The 15,488-nt window shown below is 59.4% G+C and carries 19 protein-coding genes and 1 other RNA gene; 4 read left to right on the top strand and 16 right to left on the bottom strand.

What is annotated here, in order from left to right:
- Positions 1–3 precede the first annotated feature (3 nt).
- The 8 genes from flhB to rsmI all read right to left on the bottom strand — a co-directional run bounded on the left by flhB (position 4) and on the right by rsmI (position 5,682).
- Positions 4–1,140, bottom strand: coding sequence for a flagellar biosynthesis protein FlhB (flhB, locus tag BGO64_RS12345; RefSeq protein ID WP_041214022.1), 1,137 nt, complete (start codon positions 1,138–1,140; stop codon positions 4–6).
- On the bottom strand, positions 1,137–1,919 hold the full coding sequence (gene lfiR / locus BGO64_RS12340) for a lateral flagellar biosynthetic protein LfiR (protein ID WP_104452187.1): 783 nt from the start codon (positions 1,917–1,919) through the stop codon (positions 1,137–1,139). Before lfiR ends, flhB begins: the two co-directional genes overlap by 4 nt.
- Positions 1,916–2,185 (bottom strand): flagellar biosynthesis protein FliQ, encoded by a 270-nt coding sequence (gene fliQ / locus BGO64_RS12335; RefSeq protein ID WP_041211832.1) that lies wholly within the window; start codon positions 2,183–2,185, stop codon positions 1,916–1,918. The genes lfiR and fliQ overlap by 4 nt, the downstream gene beginning before the upstream one ends.
- A 1-nt stretch (position 2,186) precedes the next feature.
- Complete coding sequence (fliP, locus tag BGO64_RS12330; RefSeq protein ID WP_041211833.1) at positions 2,187–2,921, bottom strand: flagellar type III secretion system pore protein FliP; 735 nt, start codon at positions 2,919–2,921, stop codon at positions 2,187–2,189.
- Positions 2,921–3,298, bottom strand: coding sequence for a lateral flagellar motor switch protein LfiN (gene lfiN / locus BGO64_RS12325; RefSeq protein ID WP_041211834.1), 378 nt, complete (start codon positions 3,296–3,298; stop codon positions 2,921–2,923). The genes fliP and lfiN overlap by 1 nt, the downstream gene beginning before the upstream one ends.
- 7 nt (positions 3,299–3,305) lie before the next feature.
- Entirely contained in the window at positions 3,306–4,181 is an 876-nt protein-coding gene (gene lfiM, locus BGO64_RS12320) for a lateral flagellar motor switch protein LfiM (RefSeq protein ID WP_187171333.1), read from the bottom strand.
- A gap of 218 nt (positions 4,182–4,399) precedes the next feature.
- An RNA gene (rnpB, locus tag BGO64_RS12315) (RNase P RNA component class A) lies at positions 4,400–4,786 on the bottom strand.
- A 62-nt stretch (positions 4,787–4,848) separates the two neighbouring features.
- Positions 4,849–5,682, bottom strand: a complete 834-nt coding sequence (gene rsmI, locus BGO64_RS12310) for a 16S rRNA (cytidine(1402)-2'-O)-methyltransferase (RefSeq protein WP_052814457.1) — start codon at positions 5,680–5,682, stop codon at positions 4,849–4,851.
- A 199-nt stretch (positions 5,683–5,881) separates the two neighbouring features.
- Here rsmI and BGO64_RS12305 point away from each other — a divergent pair, with 199 nt between their 5' ends.
- Genes BGO64_RS12305 through dolP form a run of 4 tightly spaced genes read left to right on the top strand, consistent with a single transcriptional unit; the run spans position 5,882 to position 9,168 of the window.
- Positions 5,882–7,672 (top strand): penicillin-binding protein activator, encoded by a 1,791-nt coding sequence (locus tag BGO64_RS12305; RefSeq protein ID WP_286700739.1) that lies wholly within the window; start codon positions 5,882–5,884, stop codon positions 7,670–7,672.
- Positions 7,581–7,985: a YraN family protein gene (locus tag BGO64_RS12300; protein WP_436406565.1), complete on the top strand. Its 405-nt coding sequence runs from the start codon at positions 7,581–7,583 to the stop codon at positions 7,983–7,985. The genes BGO64_RS12305 and BGO64_RS12300 overlap by 92 nt, the downstream gene beginning before the upstream one ends.
- Positions 7,986–7,994: 9 nt before the next feature.
- The gene (locus tag BGO64_RS12295) at positions 7,995–8,585 is read left to right on the top strand and encodes a D-sedoheptulose-7-phosphate isomerase (RefSeq protein WP_010675848.1); all 591 of its coding nucleotides are present in this window, start codon (positions 7,995–7,997) and stop codon (positions 8,583–8,585) included.
- Between the two features lie 4 nt (positions 8,586–8,589).
- On the top strand, positions 8,590–9,168 hold the full coding sequence (gene dolP, locus BGO64_RS12290; RefSeq protein ID WP_010675849.1) for a division/outer membrane stress-associated lipid-binding lipoprotein: 579 nt from the start codon (positions 8,590–8,592) through the stop codon (positions 9,166–9,168).
- 44 nt (positions 9,169–9,212) lie between these two features.
- On the opposite strand, the gene BGO64_RS12285 is transcribed toward dolP, so the two are convergent.
- The 8 genes from BGO64_RS12285 to zapE form a co-directional block, all read right to left on the bottom strand.
- A complete protein-coding gene (locus tag BGO64_RS12285) occupies positions 9,213–9,644 on the bottom strand; it encodes a ClpXP protease specificity-enhancing factor (RefSeq protein WP_029314842.1) in 432 nt (143 codons plus the stop codon).
- Positions 9,641–10,270, bottom strand: coding sequence for a stringent starvation protein SspA (sspA, locus tag BGO64_RS12280; protein WP_039040485.1), 630 nt, complete (start codon positions 10,268–10,270; stop codon positions 9,641–9,643). The genes BGO64_RS12285 and sspA overlap by 4 nt, the downstream gene beginning before the upstream one ends.
- 87 nt (positions 10,271–10,357) lie before the next feature.
- Positions 10,358–11,092 (bottom strand): cytochrome c1, encoded by a 735-nt coding sequence (locus tag BGO64_RS12275; RefSeq protein ID WP_286700738.1) that lies wholly within the window; start codon positions 11,090–11,092, stop codon positions 10,358–10,360.
- The gene (locus BGO64_RS12270; protein WP_010675853.1) at positions 11,089–12,306 is read right to left on the bottom strand and encodes a cytochrome b; all 1,218 of its coding nucleotides are present in this window, start codon (positions 12,304–12,306) and stop codon (positions 11,089–11,091) included. The genes BGO64_RS12275 and BGO64_RS12270 overlap by 4 nt, the downstream gene beginning before the upstream one ends.
- A 2-nt stretch (positions 12,307–12,308) precedes the next feature.
- Positions 12,309–12,899 carry a ubiquinol-cytochrome c reductase iron-sulfur subunit gene (petA, locus tag BGO64_RS12265; protein ID WP_010675854.1) on the bottom strand — a complete coding sequence of 197 codons (591 nt, stop codon included), beginning with the start codon at positions 12,897–12,899 and terminating at the stop codon, positions 12,309–12,311.
- Between the two features lie 299 nt (positions 12,900–13,198).
- Complete coding sequence (gene rpsI / locus BGO64_RS12260) at positions 13,199–13,591, bottom strand: 30S ribosomal protein S9 (protein ID WP_005336286.1); 393 nt, start codon at positions 13,589–13,591, stop codon at positions 13,199–13,201.
- A gap of 14 nt (positions 13,592–13,605) precedes the next feature.
- Positions 13,606–14,034 carry a 50S ribosomal protein L13 gene (rplM, locus tag BGO64_RS12255; protein ID WP_005336289.1) on the bottom strand — a complete coding sequence of 143 codons (429 nt, stop codon included), beginning with the start codon at positions 14,032–14,034 and terminating at the stop codon, positions 13,606–13,608.
- A 266-nt stretch (positions 14,035–14,300) separates the two neighbouring features.
- The gene (gene zapE, locus BGO64_RS12250) at positions 14,301–15,395 is read right to left on the bottom strand and encodes a cell division protein ZapE (protein ID WP_039040483.1); all 1,095 of its coding nucleotides are present in this window, start codon (positions 15,393–15,395) and stop codon (positions 14,301–14,303) included.
- Between the last annotated feature and the right edge of the window lie 93 nt (positions 15,396–15,488).

Here is a 15,488-nt window from a genome sequence, read left to right as displayed (position 1 = left end):
AACTTACCTCTCAGGTTGACGTAATTCGGGCGGCACGTGCAGGGGGGCAAGGGGATTGGGTTTCCTGCCCTTGCCAGCCTCATAGGCCCGTAGCTGCAATACATGGTTCAATACATAGGCGACCGCGGTGTACAGACCCGCCGGCACTTCCTGATCCACCCGGGTGGAGTAGTAGATGGCCCGGGTCAGCTCGGGCAGGCTCATCACCCGCTTGTCATGGGCTTTGGCCACCTCGCGGATCCGCTCCGCCATGCCGTCCACCCCCTTGGCAATCACATAGGGGGCGTTGGCCCGCTCGGGATCGTACTTGATGGCCACCGCATAATGGGTCGGGTTCACTATGATGACATCGGCCTGGGGCACCCGCTGTTCGATGCGGGCCCTGGCCAGCATCCCCTGCACCTGGCGGATCCTCGCCTTGATCTCCGGACGCCCCTCGCTGTTCTTGTGCTCGTCCTTGACCTCCTGCTTGGTCATCTTCAACTGCTTGTTCAAGGACCAGCGCTGGTAGGGCACATCCAGCACCGCGATGAGCATCTGCACACTGCCTAGCAAGATGAATGCCTGGGAGAGGATCCGCAGCGCCTGTTCCATGGCCGCCTGGGGCGGCATGCGGTTCATCATCATCAGGGTGGGCCACTGGTGCTGGAGCATCATGGCCAGGGTGCCGCCGATCAGCAGCACCTTGAGCAGGGATTTCAGAAGTTCCATCAGACTGTGGGTGGAGAACATCCGCTTGAGCCCCTTGAGCGGGTTGAGCTTCTCCCCGCTTGGCATCAGCTTCTTCCAGACCAGCACCATGCCGCCAGGCACACTACTGAGCAGCACCAGCAGCAGGGCCAGCACGCCGAACAGAGGCAGCAGCACCCACAGCATCCCGATCAGGGCGTCCGCGGTCCACTGGATCATCATCTGGGGATCCCGTGCCCCCTGCCAGTTGAAACGCTGGGGCTGCTTCATCAGCTCGGCAAAGAAGAGCCCGAAACTCGGCACCATCCACTGCATGACCAGACCGCCGACGAGCAGCAGGCCGGCCGAACTCAACTCCCTGGAGCGTGCAATCTGGCCCTCTTCCCGCGCCTTGCGCCGTTTCTGGGAAGAGGCCTCTTCGGTTTTGTCCTGGGCGCTGTGCTGGCTCATGTCGGCGTCAATGCCCTGAGCTGGGTCAGCACGTAACCGACCAGATCTAAATAGCGGGCCGGGACGCCGCTGATGGAGATGGCCATGGTGAGCAGCCCCAGCAGCAACGTCATGGGGAAGCCCAGAGAGAAGATGTTCAGGGAAGGGGCCGTGCGATTGAGCACCCCGAAGGTGAGGTTCACCATCAGCATGGCCACCACGGCAGGCAGGGTCAGGATGAGGGCAGCTCCGATGCTCCAGCCAAACAGGCCGATGACCCCCTTCAGATCGAGGACGTAGAGCGAGGTTCCCGGCGGCCAGGTGCGCAGGCTCTGCACCAGGACATCCAAAGTCACCAGATGGCCGTTCAGACCGAGGAACAACAGGGAGCAGAAGACCAGCATGATCTGGCTGACGATGGGCGCCGTGTCTCCGTTGGAAGGATCGTTCATCACCGCCATCCCCAACCCCATCTGCATGGAGAGGATCTGCCCCGCCATGGTCATCACCATGAACAGCATCTGTATGCAGAGCCCGAACAGCAGACCGAACAGCAACTGCTCCAGGGTCAGCACCATCATGCCGGCACTGAGGGGATCCAGCGCTGGCATGCCTTTCATCATGGGGGCGATCAGCAGACTAATGACGAAGGCCAGCAGGATGCGAACCTGTGCAGGCACCCGGCCGTCACCAAATACCGGCATCACCCAGAAGGCGGCCGCGATGCGAATGAAGGGCCACCACCACTGTCCCAGCCAGGCGGTCAGCTCGGCCGCACTGAACGACAGCAGGGAGTTCATCCGATAAGCCCGGGGATCTTCTGGAACAGGTCGGCGAACAGGGTGGTGATCTGCGACAGCAGCCAGTTTCCCGTGAAGATGAGGGTCAGCAGGGTCACGATGAAACGGGGCAGGAAGCTCAGTGTCTGTTCCTGGATCTGGGTCGCCGCCTGGAAGATGCTGACCACCAACCCGACGATGAGACCGGGCACGATCAGCACCGAGACCATGATGACCACCAGGTTCACGGCCCCGCCCACCAGGGCCACACTCTGCTCGGGGGTCACGTCAGCCTCCCCCGCCGAAACTGGCCGCCAGGGTACCGACCGTCATGGACCAGCCATCCACCAGCACGAAGACCATCAACTTGAATGGCAGCGAGATGATGAGAGGGGAAAGCATCATCATCCCCATGGCCATCAACACGCTGGCGACCACCAGATCGATGACCAGAAAGGGGATGAACAGCATGAAACCTATCTGGAAGGCGGTGTTCAGCTCGCTCAGCACGAAGGCCGGCAACAGCACGCCGAACGGCACCTCGCTCTTGGCGAGGGTGGTCGGCTCTCCGGAGATGCGCAGCATCTGCTCGAGATCCGGCTCCCGGGTCTGGGCCAGCATGAATTGGCGCAGCGGTTTTTCGGCGCGGGCCAGCCCCTCCGTCAGGGTGATCTCGTTCTGGTCGTATGGCACAAAGGCGTTCTGGTACATCTCGGTCCAGACCGGCCTCATGATCACCAGGGTCAGGATCAGGCTGATGCCGATCAGCACCCGGTTGGGTGGGCTCTGCTGCAATCCCAGGGCCTGACGCAGGATGGCCAGCACTATGATGATCCGGGTAAAACTGGTCATCATCAGCAGCAGGGTCGGCAGCAGACCCAGCAGGGTCATGAAGAAGAGGATCTGCAGCTTGACGCTGTAGTCCTCTCCCCCTGCTTCGCTCGGCGATACCGAGAACAACGTCATGTCCGCGCCCCAGCTCGGCAACGCCAGCAGGAGCAGGGCAACCAGCAGATAACGCATCAGTCGTTCATGCCGCCCAGCAATTTGGTGTCCACGACGTCCACCAGCCGCAGCCCGTATTTGCCGTTGACCACCACCACCTCGCCCCTGGCCAGCAGGCGCCCGTTGACGCGGACATCCAGCGGCTCGCCCGCCAGCTTGTCCAGCTCGATGACGGCCCCCTCTTCCACCTTCATCAGCTCGCCCAGCGCCACCTCGGTGCTGGCCACTTCCAGCGTCACCTTGACCGGAATGTGGTGAAAGAAGGAGAGATCCCGCTGCTTGGTACTGCTGGTCGGCGCCATGTAGTCGGCCGCACTCGGCATGCTGATGTCGTCCCCAAACAGCTGATCCAGGCCATCCAGATCCAGCGGGTCATTCATGTTGTGCTCGTTCACGATTCGACTACTCCTCTACCACTGTTGCGACCTGGTACACCAGGCTGCCTTTATGTTCGACAATGCGTCCATTGAAACAGGGGCGCTGGCCGATCAGGGCCGGCACCACCTCGGGTAAATCCAGCGAGAGCACATCTCCCACCTTGAGGCATTCGAGATCCGCCAGCGTCATGGACATCTGCCCCATGACTACCCGCAGCCGCACCGGCACCTGGATCAGCGCCTCTTCCAGTTGCGCCACCTGCACACGCTGACCTTCAGCGATACCGGGCGCCTCTTCGGGGGGCGCCAGCCAGAACTGCCAATCGTGCTGGCTGCCACCGGCCAGCATACTGGCCTGCGCCTTCCAGAGCGGGCCTGCGGGCAAGGCCTCCCGGGAGATCAGATTCAGCTGCCAGGAGAGGTCTCCCTGCCCCTGACAGGTCGACCAGATTTCCACCTGGTACTGGCACAGCCGCAGCAGCAGTCGCTGTTCGGTGTCGGTCAATCCCCTGCCATGGGGTGCCGTGGCCCCCTTGTGTTGCAGAGTGCCGCCGAAAAACAGTACGGCAAGCCGATAGATGACCGCAGGAGAGATGGAGAAAAAGGCGACACGCTGGGCATCCAGAGGAGTACGGGCTTCGACCCAGACCTGATGATCATCCTCCTCTTGCGGCAACGCAGAAGAAAAGTCCTGGTAACCCAGATCGCAATCCGCCGCATTGAACAACTGGGCCATGCAGCCCGACGCCTGCTGGGAAAAGACGCTCAGTTGGGTGTTGAGTTGCCTGAGACGGGCCTGGTTGGCCCTCTCGACCCCCAGCAAGTCATATTGAGGCAGGGCTCTGCCCCGCTCGGCACAGATCAACCGGGAAGGGGTGTGCATTACGCCGCTTGATGACATTACAAATCCACCTTTGCCATTTTCATCTCGTCCTGCTGCATGGAGACATGCCGGCTCCATGATCGATACCGATAGCCCAGACGACACAGAGCGACCGAAAGGGGCGAGAACTTTATTACAAAACCCCAAAAGGCGCCACGCGACCGCGTGACCAGCCGAAAATAAAAATCCCGGCACCAAAGGTGCCGGGATTTTGAGGTAATCACTTACCAGAAAGAGGTCGGAGTCGGCCTGTAAGCCGGGTTCTGTACCGGGTTGCCCCGGGTAGCAATCATTCCTCTAGGCCAGCAATCGCTCGCTGGCTCAAGCAACCTACCCGCCCCCAACGCGGGCCGCGCCAATAGGGGCCTATTTGGTCTTGCTTCGGGTGGAGTTTACCGTGCCACGAACTGTTGCCAGTCGCGCGGTGCGCTCTTACCGCACCCTTTCACCCTTACCTGATCCCTTGCGGGCCATCGGCGGTCTGCTCTCTGTTGCACTGGTCGTAGGCTCGCGCCCCCCAGGCGTTACCTGGCACCCTGCCCTGTGAAGCCCGGACTTTCCTCCCCTCCGCCCGTCTGTCCCGAGGGACACAACGACGAAGCAGCGATTGCCCAGCCAACTCCGAGGCGCGGATTATAGCCTCGCGAGACGGACGGGGTAAACCGTCAATTCCGGTTTACGGCAATTAATAGTGCTCGAGACCGTATTTGTAGAGGGCGTTCTTCTTCACCCCGTGGATCTCGGCGGTGAGGGCTGCAGCCTTCTTGAGGGGCAGCTCGCTGACCAGCAGGCCCAGGGTGCGGATCGCCTCCGCAGGCAACTCGTCATCCACCTTGCTGGCACCGGCGACCACCAGCACTATCTCCCCGCGGCAACGGTTATCGTCCTCTCCGAGCCAGGCCAGCATCTCGGAGGCGGGCAGACCGTGGATGGACTCGAAGGTCTTGGTCAGCTCGCGGCACACCACCACCTGGCGCTCGCCAAGGATGCGAGCAATCGCTTCCACGGTATCCTGCACCCGGCGCGGCGATTCGTAGAACACCAGAGAGCGGGTGTCTTCGATGACGGCTTGCAGGCGATCATCCCGCCCCTTGGCCTTGGCCGGCAGGAAACCCTCGAAGGCGAAGCGGTCGGTGGGCAGCCCGGCGGCGGACAGCGCCGTGATGGCAGCGCAGGGACCGGGCAGCGGCACCACCTTGACCCCGGCTTCGCGACAACGGGTGACCAGGTGATAACCGGGGTCGCTGATGAGCGGCGTCCCCGCATCGGAGACCAGGGCCACGCTCTTGCCCTCCTTGATGCGGGCGATCAGCACATCCGCCTTTTGCTGCTCGTTGTGATCGTGCAGGGCAAAGGTCGGTACCGAGATCTGGTAGTGGCTGAGCAGGATCCCGGTATGCCGGGTATCCTCGGCGGCCACCAGATCGACGCTGCGCAGCACGTCCAGTGCTCGCTGGGTGATGTCGGCCAGATTGCCGATCGGAGTGGGGACTATATACAGGGTTGGGATGTCACTCATGGGAGCTCCGAGTGTCCCGACAATTGTGTCGCCATATTGGCCCGTTTACACTATGGAGAATTTCAACACTGGTCGGGGAATGAACTTGAACCGGGTTATAAAGCAGCTAAGTGTATCACGACTCTTCGGCATCCTACTCGCGGCAGTCCTGCTCGCCGCCTGTGCGTCGGAGCCCAATCAATCTTCCGGACAACCCGGCATGCCGTCAGCCTTCTCGGATCTGACCAAGAATGCCCAGTGGTATCTGGAGCAAGTGGATCCCGCCAAACCGGCAGAGGCCTTCGTGTGGCAGATGATGGCGGCGCGCAGCTATCTGGCGCTCGGCCAGGCCAAACCGGCTGCCGCTCTGTATCAGCAGTTGCAGAAGCAGGCGAAGAGCCCGGTGCAGCAGGCGCAGTTGCAACTGCTGCAGGCACACCTGCTGCTCGCCCAGGGCAACGCCAACCAGGCGCTGATCCTGCTGGAAGGCAAGCCGGATGTGGTGCTGGATGCCGATACCCAGAAGGACTGGTACCGCCAGCGCGTGGTGCTGCAGCTCGACATCAACAACAAGTTTGGTGCGGCCAAGTCGCTGATCCTGCTGGAACCTTATCTGGCCAAGAATGAGCTGGCCACCAATCACCAGCAGATCTGGTCACTGCTCAAAAGCATGACCCCCTCCACCCTGCAGGCGCTCGAAGAGGAGCCAGCTCCCGATGTGACCACCGGCTGGCTGCGTCTTGCGGCGCTGGTGAACGAATTCGGGGCACAGCCGAGCCAGCTGGCCCGCCAGCTTGCCGGCTGGAAGCAGAGCTTCCCTAACCACCCTGCCCAGAGCGACATGCCGGCCGGCCTTGGGGATCTCGCGATCACGGACAACGGTTCGCTGCAGCAGATCGCCGTCTTCCTGCCGCTCTCCGGCAACCTGGAAGCCCAGGGCGCCGCCATCCGCAACGGCATGTTGATGTCCTACAAGGAAAATCAGAGCCAGTTCACCCTGAACTTCTATGATACCCAGGGCAAGGCGATGGGGGACCTCTACAAGCAGGCCATTCAGGAAGGGGCCAACATGATCATCGGCCCCCTGCTCAAGGATCAGGTGGAGGAGCTGCTCAAGTCGAATCCGACCGTGCCGGTGCTGGCGCTCAACGAGCTGGACAAGCCGATCGTCAACGACAACACCTACTATTTCTCACTCTCCGCCGCTGCCGATGCGAGCCAGGCGGCCCAGTACCTCTATGGTCAGGGCTACCGCAAGCCGCTGCTGATCGCGGCACAAGGCCGGATTGGCTACAGCAGTATCAAGGCGTTTGAACAGGCCTGGGCCGGCGTCAGCCAGGAGAAGCCCGTAGTTGCCACCTTCGGGGCACGCAACGAAGTGCAGGGCATGGTCAAGAACGCTCTGAGCGGCCGTTCCACCGCTCGAGCCGGGGAGATTGTCCAGTTGTCCGATGCCGCGCCGCGCAGCATCGACGCCGTCTATGTGGTGGCCAACAGCCTGGAGACCCGGATGATCAAGCCCTATGTGGACATCTCGGTCAATCCCATGGGCAGCCTGCCCATCTACAGCAGCTCGCGGGGCTACGACGGCGGGACGACCGAGGTGGCATCCGAGCTCAACGGCATGCATATCTCCGACATGCCGCTGCTGCTGGGTGGCTTCGAGACGCAGCGTGAACAGATAGCCCTGCTCTGGCCCCAGACCCAGGGCGACCTGCTGCGCCTGTTCGCCCTCGGCTACGATGCCGTCAGCCTGGCAGGCAACCTGCCGCAAATGCGCAAGGTCAATGCCATGCAGCAACCCGGCATGAGCGGCCAGCTGAGCGTGGATCCCCAGGGCAACATAGTGCGCATGCTGGACTGGGCCACCTACCAGAATGGCAAGCTGGTCAGCGACAGCGCCGCCCCCCAGCTGGAGGATGCGACTCATGAAGAGGCTACTGACACAACTTCACCAGCAGTGGTTGAACCTGTTGCCGTCGGCAGCGACGAGCAAGGGACAACACTTTGAGCAAATAGCGGAACGCTGGTTGCAGGCACGAGGCCTGCAACCCGTGACTCGCAACTACCGCTGCCGTGGCGGCGAGATCGATCTCATCATGCGCCAGGGAGAGACCCTGGTGTTCGTTGAAGTGAGATATCGCGCCAACGCCACTCATGGCGGTGCAGCCAGCTCGGTCACCCGGCGCAAGCAGCACAAGATCGTGCTGGCCGCGCGCCACTATTTCAAGCAACATGCCATCAATGAGGCCAACCAGGCCTGTCGATTCGATGTGATCGCGTTCGAGGGCGACCAGCCGGATTGGATCCAGAACGCGTTTTAAGAGGACCCCATGACTGATCCCATCAAAGAGAATTACACCGAGAGCATCCAGACCAAGATAGCTGCCGCCGAAGCACTGCCGGATGCCATCCATACGGCAGCCCAGATGCTGACCATCTGCCTGCTCAATGGCCACAAGGTGATGGCATGTGGCAATGGTCCTTCCTCGGCATTGGCACAGCTGTTCATTTCTGAACTGGTGAACTGCTATGAAACTCCTCGCCCCTCCCTGCCCGGTCTCGCCCTGACGCCCGACATGGCGACCATCAGCGCCATCGCCACGGATCACGGTTTCGAGGAGGTCTATGCCAAGCAGATCCGAGCTCTGGGACAACCAGGCGACATTCTGGTGGTCATCACCACGACAGGCAACAGCCGCAGCCTGATCAAGGCTGCGGAGGCCGCCCTCTCCCGCGACATGACCATCATTGTTCTCGGTGGCGGAGACGGGGGAGAGATCGCCGGTCTGCTGGGCCCCAATGACGTGGAGATCCGCGTTCCTTCCGCTCGCCGTCCTCGTATTCTGGAAGTGAACCTGTTGACCCTGCACTGTCTCTGTGATCTCATCGACCAGACACTTTTCCCGCAACAGGAAGACTGAAACCATGAAGAAGCCTATTCTCGCTCTTGCCCTGCTGACCGGCGTCCTGCTGCTGCAAGGCTGTGCTGCCGTGGTGGTCGGTGGCGCGGCTGGCACCGCCAAGGCGAGCGGCGATCGCCGCACCCTGGGTGCCCAGTGGGACGATCAGACCATAGAGCTGAAAGCCGCCAACCTGTTGGCCGACAACAAGCCCCTGAGCGCCGCCAGCAAGATCAGTGTCTACAGCAACAACGGCCGTGTGCTGCTGGTGGGTCAGACACCCTCTGACGCTTACAAACAGGAAGCGGGCAGAATCGTGAGCCGGATTGAAGGGGTTCGCCATGTCTACAACGAGCTGCGCCTTGGCAAACCAGTCAGTATCGGCGTGCGCAGCAATGACACCTGGATCACCTCCAAGGTGCGGGCCGACATGCTGGGCACCAAGAACTTCGACAGCGCCAAGGTGAAGGTTGTCACCGAGAATGGCGAGGTATTTCTCATTGGGTTGGTCACCCGCCAGGAAGGGGATCAGGCCGTGGAAATCGCCCGCCACGTCAGCGGCGTTAAACAGGTGATCAAAGCCTTCGAGTTTGCCCAGAATTGACCATCTGGCAGGATGAAAAAACGCAGCCTTCAGGCTGCGTTTTTTTATTTGATGACTTTCAGGGTCGGGCGACCGCTCGGGCGCGGTGGTTCCGGCTCGGGGTCAACCGACGTTGGTGTCTGTGCCTGTTCCAGCCAGAGGTCATACCCGGGCTCCGGCGGGAACAGGGTCCCTACTCCGTTCTCCCTGGCATGGATGGCCAGTACGGCCGCCATGGGAATATAGACCTGCTGCGATACGCCACCGAAACGGGCGCTGAAGCTGACAGCGTCATTGTCCATGTGGAACTGGCCCACGGCCCGGGGGGCGATGTTCAGAACAATCTGGCCATCCTGCACGAACTGCATCGGTACCATCACATGGGGAATGTTGGCATTGACCACCAGATGGGGTGTCAGATCGTTATCCAGCAACCAGTCAAAAAACGCCCGCAGCAGATACGGGCGACTGGGTGTCATTGTCGGTTCCATGCTCATACGCCGGCACGGATCTCGCGCTCGGCCTCGGTCAGGGAAGCCTGGAAGGATTCACGCTCGAACAGGCGTACCATGTAAGCCTTCAGCTCTTTGGCGCCACGGCCGGTGAAATCGATGCCCAGGCTCGGCAGACGCCACAGCAACGGCGCCATGTAGCAGTCGACCAGACCGAACTCTTCGCTCATGAAGTAGGGCATCTCGCCGAAGATGGGGGCGATGGCCAGCAGGTTGTCGCGCAACTCGGCACGGGCGGCTTCGGTATCTGTGCCCGCCATGATCTTGTCGGCCAGAGAGTACCAGTCCAGCTCGATGCGGTGCATCATCAAACGGCTGTTGCCGCGCGCGACCGGATAAACCGGCATCAGGGGCGGATGCGGGAAACGCTCGTCCAGATACTCCATGATGATGCGCGAGGTGTACAACGCCAGCTCGCGATCCACCAGAGTCGGTACAGTGTTGTACGGGTTCAGCTCGGCCAGCTCATCCGGCAGGTTGGCAGGATCAACCTGGCAGATATCCACGCTAACACCCTTCTCCGCCAGGACAATACGCACCTGATGGCTGAACATATCGTTGGCACCGGAAAACAGCGTCATTACCGAACGCTTATTGGCAGCTACAGCCATTGAACCCTCCCGTCATTAAAAAGCAGAAACGGCAATGAAGCATGTCTGTCTTCATTGCCGTGCGTCATATTACTCCGATCTGGTCGCTTAGTGAACGTCGCGCCAGAATTCCTTCTTCAACAGCACAGTGAAGATGAAGAAGATAGCGATGAATCCGAGTACCCAGAAGCCCATGCGTTCGCGCTCCTGCTGCACCGGCTCAGCCGAGTAGACCAAGAAGTTTACCAGATCCAGTACCGTCTGATCATATTCTTCGTTGTTCATTTCACCGTTGCCGTCAGATTTGATGCTGACGACTTGCTGCATCTCCACGCCATCCAGGGTGTGCGTCTTGAACTCGGCGCGGGGCGTCCCCTGCAACGGCTCCAGCACATGGGGCATACCCACGGACGGGAAGACGGCGTTGTTCACCCCGAATGGACGGGTTTCGTCCACATAGAAGGAACGCAGATAGGTGTAGATCCAGTCTGCACCACGCACCCGGGCAACCAGGGTCAGGTCGGGGGGCGGCGCGCCGAACCAGCGCGCAGCATCCTTCTCGGACATGGCGCTCTTCATCAGATCGCCGATCTTGGCGCCGGTGAAGACCAGGTTCTCCTTCATCAGATCGTCCGGAATGCCGATGTCGGCCGCCACCCGGTTATAACGCTGGTACTGGGTGGAGTGACAGCCGGCACAGTAGTTCATGAAGGTGGCGGCCCCCCGTTGCAGGGATGCCTTGTCACTCAGATCGTACTCCGCCTTGTCGAGGGGGAAGCCACCGCCAGAGGCCAACACCAGACTAGGCAGCAGGGCAAGCACTGCAAAAATTATTCTTTTCATTTGAATGTCACCCTCTCCGGCAGCGGCTTGGTGTTTTCATTCTTGCTGTAGAAGAACAACAGGACGAAGAATCCGAAATAACCCAGAGTACAGAGCTGTGCAATCAGCGTCAGGGTCGGGGTTGATGGCAGCACGCCCAGCACCCCCAGGATAATGAAGCAGACCACGAACTGGGCGATGTTCAGCTTGTGCAGGGTGCTGCGGTAACGCACCGAGCGCACCTTGCAACGATCCAGCCAGGGCAACAGGAACAGCACCACGATGGAGAGGCCCATCATGATGACCCCCAGCAGCTTGTCAGGCACCGCACGCAGGATGGCGTAGAAGGGAGTGAAGTACCAGACCGGGGCAATATGCGCCGGTGTCTTCAGGCCATTGGCCACCTCAAAGTTCGGTTTCTCGAGGAAATAGCCCCACATATCCGGCTTGAAGAAGATGATGGCACAGAAGAAGAACAGGAAACCGGCTACCCCGATCATGTCCTTCACGGTGAAATAGGGGTGGAACGCGACCGCATCCAGTGGCCAGCCGTTCTCGTCCTTGTGCTTCTTGATGTCGATACCATCGGGGTTGTTGGAGCCCACCTCGTGCAGCGCCAGGATATGCATGGCCACCAGCATCACCAGCACCAGCGGCAGAGCGATGACGTGCAGGGCAAAGAAGCGGTTCAGAGTTGCACCCGAGATGACATAGTCCCCCCGGATCCACAGGGTCAGATCGTCACCGATAACGGGGATGGCACCGAACAGCGAGATGATGACTTGGGCCCCCCAGAACGACATCTGCCCCCAGGGCAGCAGGTAACCCATGAAGGCCTCGGCCATCAGTACCAGGAAGATCAGCATGCCGAAGATCCACAGCAGTTCCCTTGGCTTCTGGTAAGAGCCGTAGATCATGCCGCGGAACATGTGCAGGTAGACCACGATGAAGAAGGCGGATGCCCCGGTTGAGTGCATGTAACGCAGCAGCCAGCCGTAATCCACATCCCGCATGATGTATTCCACGGAAGCGAAGGCACCTTCCGCCGAGGGGTTGTAGTTCATGGTCAGCCAGATGCCGGTGATGATCTGGTTGACCAGCACCAACATGGCAAGCGAGCCGAAGAAGTACCAGAAGTTCAGGTTCTTGGGCGCCGGATACTTGGCCATATGGTCGTTGTACATGGCCGTGAGCGGGAAACGATCATCGATCCAGCCCATGAGTTTGGCAAACATGGTCAGGCCTCCTTGCCATCGGCACCGACCAGAATGGTGGTGTCGCTAAGAAATTGGTATGGCGGAATGACCAGGTTCAGCGGTGCGGGGACGCCCTGGAACACTCGACCAGCCATGTCGAATTTGGAGCCATGGCAGGGGCAGAAGAAGCCGGAAGTTACCCCTTGAACCTGCTCGCCGAAGCTGTCGGGCAGATAGGAAGGGGAGCATCCCAGATGAGTGCAGATACCAACGGCCACGAAGATTTCCGGTTTGATGGATCTGTAGCCATTGTGGGCATAGTCCGGTTGCTGTGGCTCGTCTGACGCAGGATCCCGCAGCTTGTCATCGTGTGCAGCCAGAGCATCCAGCGTCTGCTTGGTGCGCTTCACCACCCAGACCGGTTTACCACGCCACTCGACGCGGATTAGCTGACCCGGCTCCAGCTTGCTGATATCCACTTCAACCGGGGCGCCTGCCGCCTTGGCTTTGGCACTCGGATTCCATGACTTAATAAACGGCACTGCGGTAAAAGCAGCTCCTACACCGCCAACGGCAACCGTTGACCAGGTAAGAAATCTGCGGCGACCGGTATCAACTGGCGCATTGCTCATCCAAAAACTCTCCCATGTGGACTCCGCTCATTCTTATAGTGTCCCTGTTTACTTCTCCTCTCCCTCTGACAACTGCAATGGAAGCGGAGTGGCAATTGACACAGAAAGACCATGGAAATTTTAAAGAAAAGATAACAATTTGACAAGAAAGGGAGTCGATGGGCAAAAACAATAAATACACAATTTTTTGTCTTTTGTGACGTATGCTTAGCATTGTCACATGTAACATTACCAATAAAAAAAGCCTGGCAAATTGCCAGGCTTTTTTGACACTCCTGAGAGTGCGTACCAAAAGCGAATTAACGCTTGGAGTACTGCGGACGCTTACGCGCTTTGTGCAGACCGACTTTCTTACGCTCAACCTTACGGGCATCACGAGTAACAAAGCCAGCTTTACGCAGTTCGGAACGCAGGGTCTCGTCGTACTGCATCAGAGCACGAGTGATACCGTGGCGGATCGCACCAGCTTGACCGGAGATGCCACCACCGTTAACGGTAATGTACAGATCCAGTTTCTCGGTCATCTCGACCAGTTCCAGCGGCTGACGAACTACCATGCGGGCAGTCGGACGGCCGAAGTATTGCTCCAGGGAGCGCTGGTTGATTACGATTTTACCGCTACCCGCTTTGATGAATACGCGAGCAGTGGAGCTTTTGCGACGGCCGGTACCGTAGTATTGATTTTCTGCCATGTTGCCAGTTCCCGTTAGATATCCAGTACTTGAGGTTGCTGAGCAGCATGAGCGTGCTCTGCGCCTGCGTAAACTTTCAGCTTACGGAACATGGCACGGCCCAGCGGGCCCTTCGGCAGCATGCCCTTGACGGCAGCTTCGATTACCATTTCCGGCTTACGCTGAATCAGCTTGTCGAAGCTGATGGACTTGATACCACCCGGGAAACCGGAGTGAGCGTGGTACATTTTGTCGGTAAATTTCTTACCGGTTACGTGTACCTTCTCAGCGTTTACAACGATGATGTAGTCACCGGTGTCAACGTGCGGAGTGTACTCGGCTTTGTGCTTACCACGCAGACGAGCAGCGATCTCGGTTGCGATACGACCCAGAGTTTTACCTTCTGCGTCCACAATGTACCAGTCACGTTTTACGGTTTCTGGCTTGGCAACGAAAGTTTTCATTAAGTTAAACCCAATTACCTGTTACAGACCCAATTGCTTATGGGGGCTCTCCCACAAACAACAAACGATGGCCTACCTGTACCCCTTCGAATACAAGTAAAGCTTAAAGTGTTGCTGTCTTATCGACAGCTGTAACGTGGGCCGGGCGATTATAAGTGAAGTTGCCTTAAATATCACCTGCTAATTTCACTGCCATGAAGCTAGCAAATGTCGCCCGGCCCTACCTGCCGCAGATGCCCATCCGACTGGCAGGCGCGGTATTGTGACTAAGGAAGGTGCACTCTGGCAAGGTATTCGTGCGATTGCATCTCCTGAAGCCTTGAAAGGCAACGCTTGAATTCGAAATTCAGCAGGCCTTCGCCATAGAGCCCGGTCATGGGGACCGCCGCCGATATGATGAGCTTTACATGCCGCTCATAAAACTCGTCCACCATGGCGATGAAGCGGCGGGCCGCGTCATCCGTGCCGCTGCCCATGGGTTGCACATTGGCCAGCAGGACAGTGTGGAACTCACGGGCCAATTCGATGTAGTCGCCCTGGGAGCGTGGAGTACAGCACAGCTGTTCAAACTCCATATAAAGCACCCCTTCCCCCACGCCCAGTGCACTCAGTTGGCGATGGTTGATTTCCAGTGCGGCGGCAGTCACCTGCCCAATCCCGGTCAACTGGCTGAAATAACGATCCAGGTTGCTCCTGGCCTGATCATCCAGCGGGAAGTGATAGATCTCTGCCTGTTCCAGGGTTCGCAGCCGGTAATCGACACCGCCATCGACATTGATCACCTCGCAGTGGCGCTCGATAAGCGCGATGGCAGGCAGGAAGCGAGCACGCTGCAACCCGTTGCGGTAGAGATCCTGAGGGGGGATGTTGGATGTGGCCACCAGCACCACGCCATGGCCAAAGAGTTCCTGGAACAGAGTGCCGAGCAGCATGGCATCCGTGATATCCGAGACGAAAAACTCGTCGAAGCAGATGACGTCGGTCTCGTCGGCCAGCTTGCGGGCGATGAGCTTGAGCGGATCGGACTGACCGGTCAGCCCTTTGAGCTCGTCGTGCACACGGTGCATGAAACGGTGGAAGTGGATGCGCAGTTTGCGCTCCCCCGGCAGGCTCTCAAAAAAAGTATCCATCAGCCAGGTCTTGCCTCTGCCCACACCGCCCCACATATATAACCCCTGGACGGGGTCACGGGTTTTCGGCTTTTGCAGCCAACCTAGCAGGCCACGGGATCTGGTCGGAGTCGGGCTTGCGCACAGATCCTGATAGAGTCGCTCCAGGCGGGCGACTGCCATGGCCTGGGCCGGATCGGCCACAAAGCCGGGGCGCTGCAAATCCTGCTGATATTTTTGCTGCGGGGTCATCCTGTAAACCGCCTCCAAGTCCCTGAATGAGGGACAAAATGGTATCACGCTCTCGGGGGGCACGGTATAGTGCCAACGAGGCGTTGCGGTCCA

The organism is Aeromonas sp. 62-46, assembly GCF_001898585.1.
GTDB classification, from domain to species: Bacteria; Pseudomonadota; Gammaproteobacteria; order Enterobacterales; family Aeromonadaceae; genus Aeromonas; species Aeromonas caviae.
The sequence above is the reverse complement of the archived record's forward strand: the minus strand, read 5'-3'. Positions and strand labels throughout refer to the sequence as shown.

Bases quoted from the DNA above. Each gene is read 5' to 3' on its own strand.
- flhB (WP_041214022.1), bottom strand. From the start codon at position 1,140: ATGAGCCAGCACAGCGCCCAGGACAAAACCGAAGAGGCCTCTTCCCAG.
- lfiR (WP_104452187.1), bottom strand. From the start codon at position 1,919: ATGAACTCCCTGCTGTCGTTCAGTGCGGCCGAGCTGACCGCCTGGCTG.
- fliP (WP_041211833.1), bottom strand. From the start codon at position 2,921: ATGCGTTATCTGCTGGTTGCCCTGCTCCTGCTGGCGTTGCCGAGCTGG.
- lfiM (WP_187171333.1), bottom strand. From the start codon at position 4,181: ATGTCATCAAGCGGCGTAATGCACACCCCTTCCCGGTTGATCTGTGCC.
- rsmI (WP_052814457.1), bottom strand. From the start codon at position 5,682: ATGAGTGACATCCCAACCCTGTATATAGTCCCCACTCCGATCGGCAAT.
- BGO64_RS12305 (WP_286700739.1), top strand. From the start codon at position 5,882: ATGCCGTCAGCCTTCTCGGATCTGACCAAGAATGCCCAGTGGTATCTG.
- BGO64_RS12300 (WP_436406565.1), top strand. From the start codon at position 7,581: ATGCGACTCATGAAGAGGCTACTGACACAACTTCACCAGCAGTGGTTG.
- BGO64_RS12295 (WP_010675848.1), top strand. From the start codon at position 7,995: ATGACTGATCCCATCAAAGAGAATTACACCGAGAGCATCCAGACCAAG.
- dolP (WP_010675849.1), top strand. From the start codon at position 8,590: ATGAAGAAGCCTATTCTCGCTCTTGCCCTGCTGACCGGCGTCCTGCTG.
- BGO64_RS12285 (WP_029314842.1), bottom strand. From the start codon at position 9,644: ATGAGCATGGAACCGACAATGACACCCAGTCGCCCGTATCTGCTGCGG.
- sspA (WP_039040485.1), bottom strand. From the start codon at position 10,270: ATGGCTGTAGCTGCCAATAAGCGTTCGGTAATGACGCTGTTTTCCGGT.
- BGO64_RS12275 (WP_286700738.1), bottom strand. From the start codon at position 11,092: ATGAAAAGAATAATTTTTGCAGTGCTTGCCCTGCTGCCTAGTCTGGTG.
- BGO64_RS12270 (WP_010675853.1), bottom strand. From the start codon at position 12,306: ATGTTTGCCAAACTCATGGGCTGGATCGATGATCGTTTCCCGCTCACG.
- petA (WP_010675854.1), bottom strand. From the start codon at position 12,899: ATGAGCAATGCGCCAGTTGATACCGGTCGCCGCAGATTTCTTACCTGG.
- rpsI (WP_005336286.1), bottom strand. From the start codon at position 13,591: ATGGCAGAAAATCAATACTACGGTACCGGCCGTCGCAAAAGCTCCACT.
- rplM (WP_005336289.1), bottom strand. From the start codon at position 14,034: ATGAAAACTTTCGTTGCCAAGCCAGAAACCGTAAAACGTGACTGGTAC.
- zapE (WP_039040483.1), bottom strand. From the start codon at position 15,395: ATGACCCCGCAGCAAAAATATCAGCAGGATTTGCAGCGCCCCGGCTTT.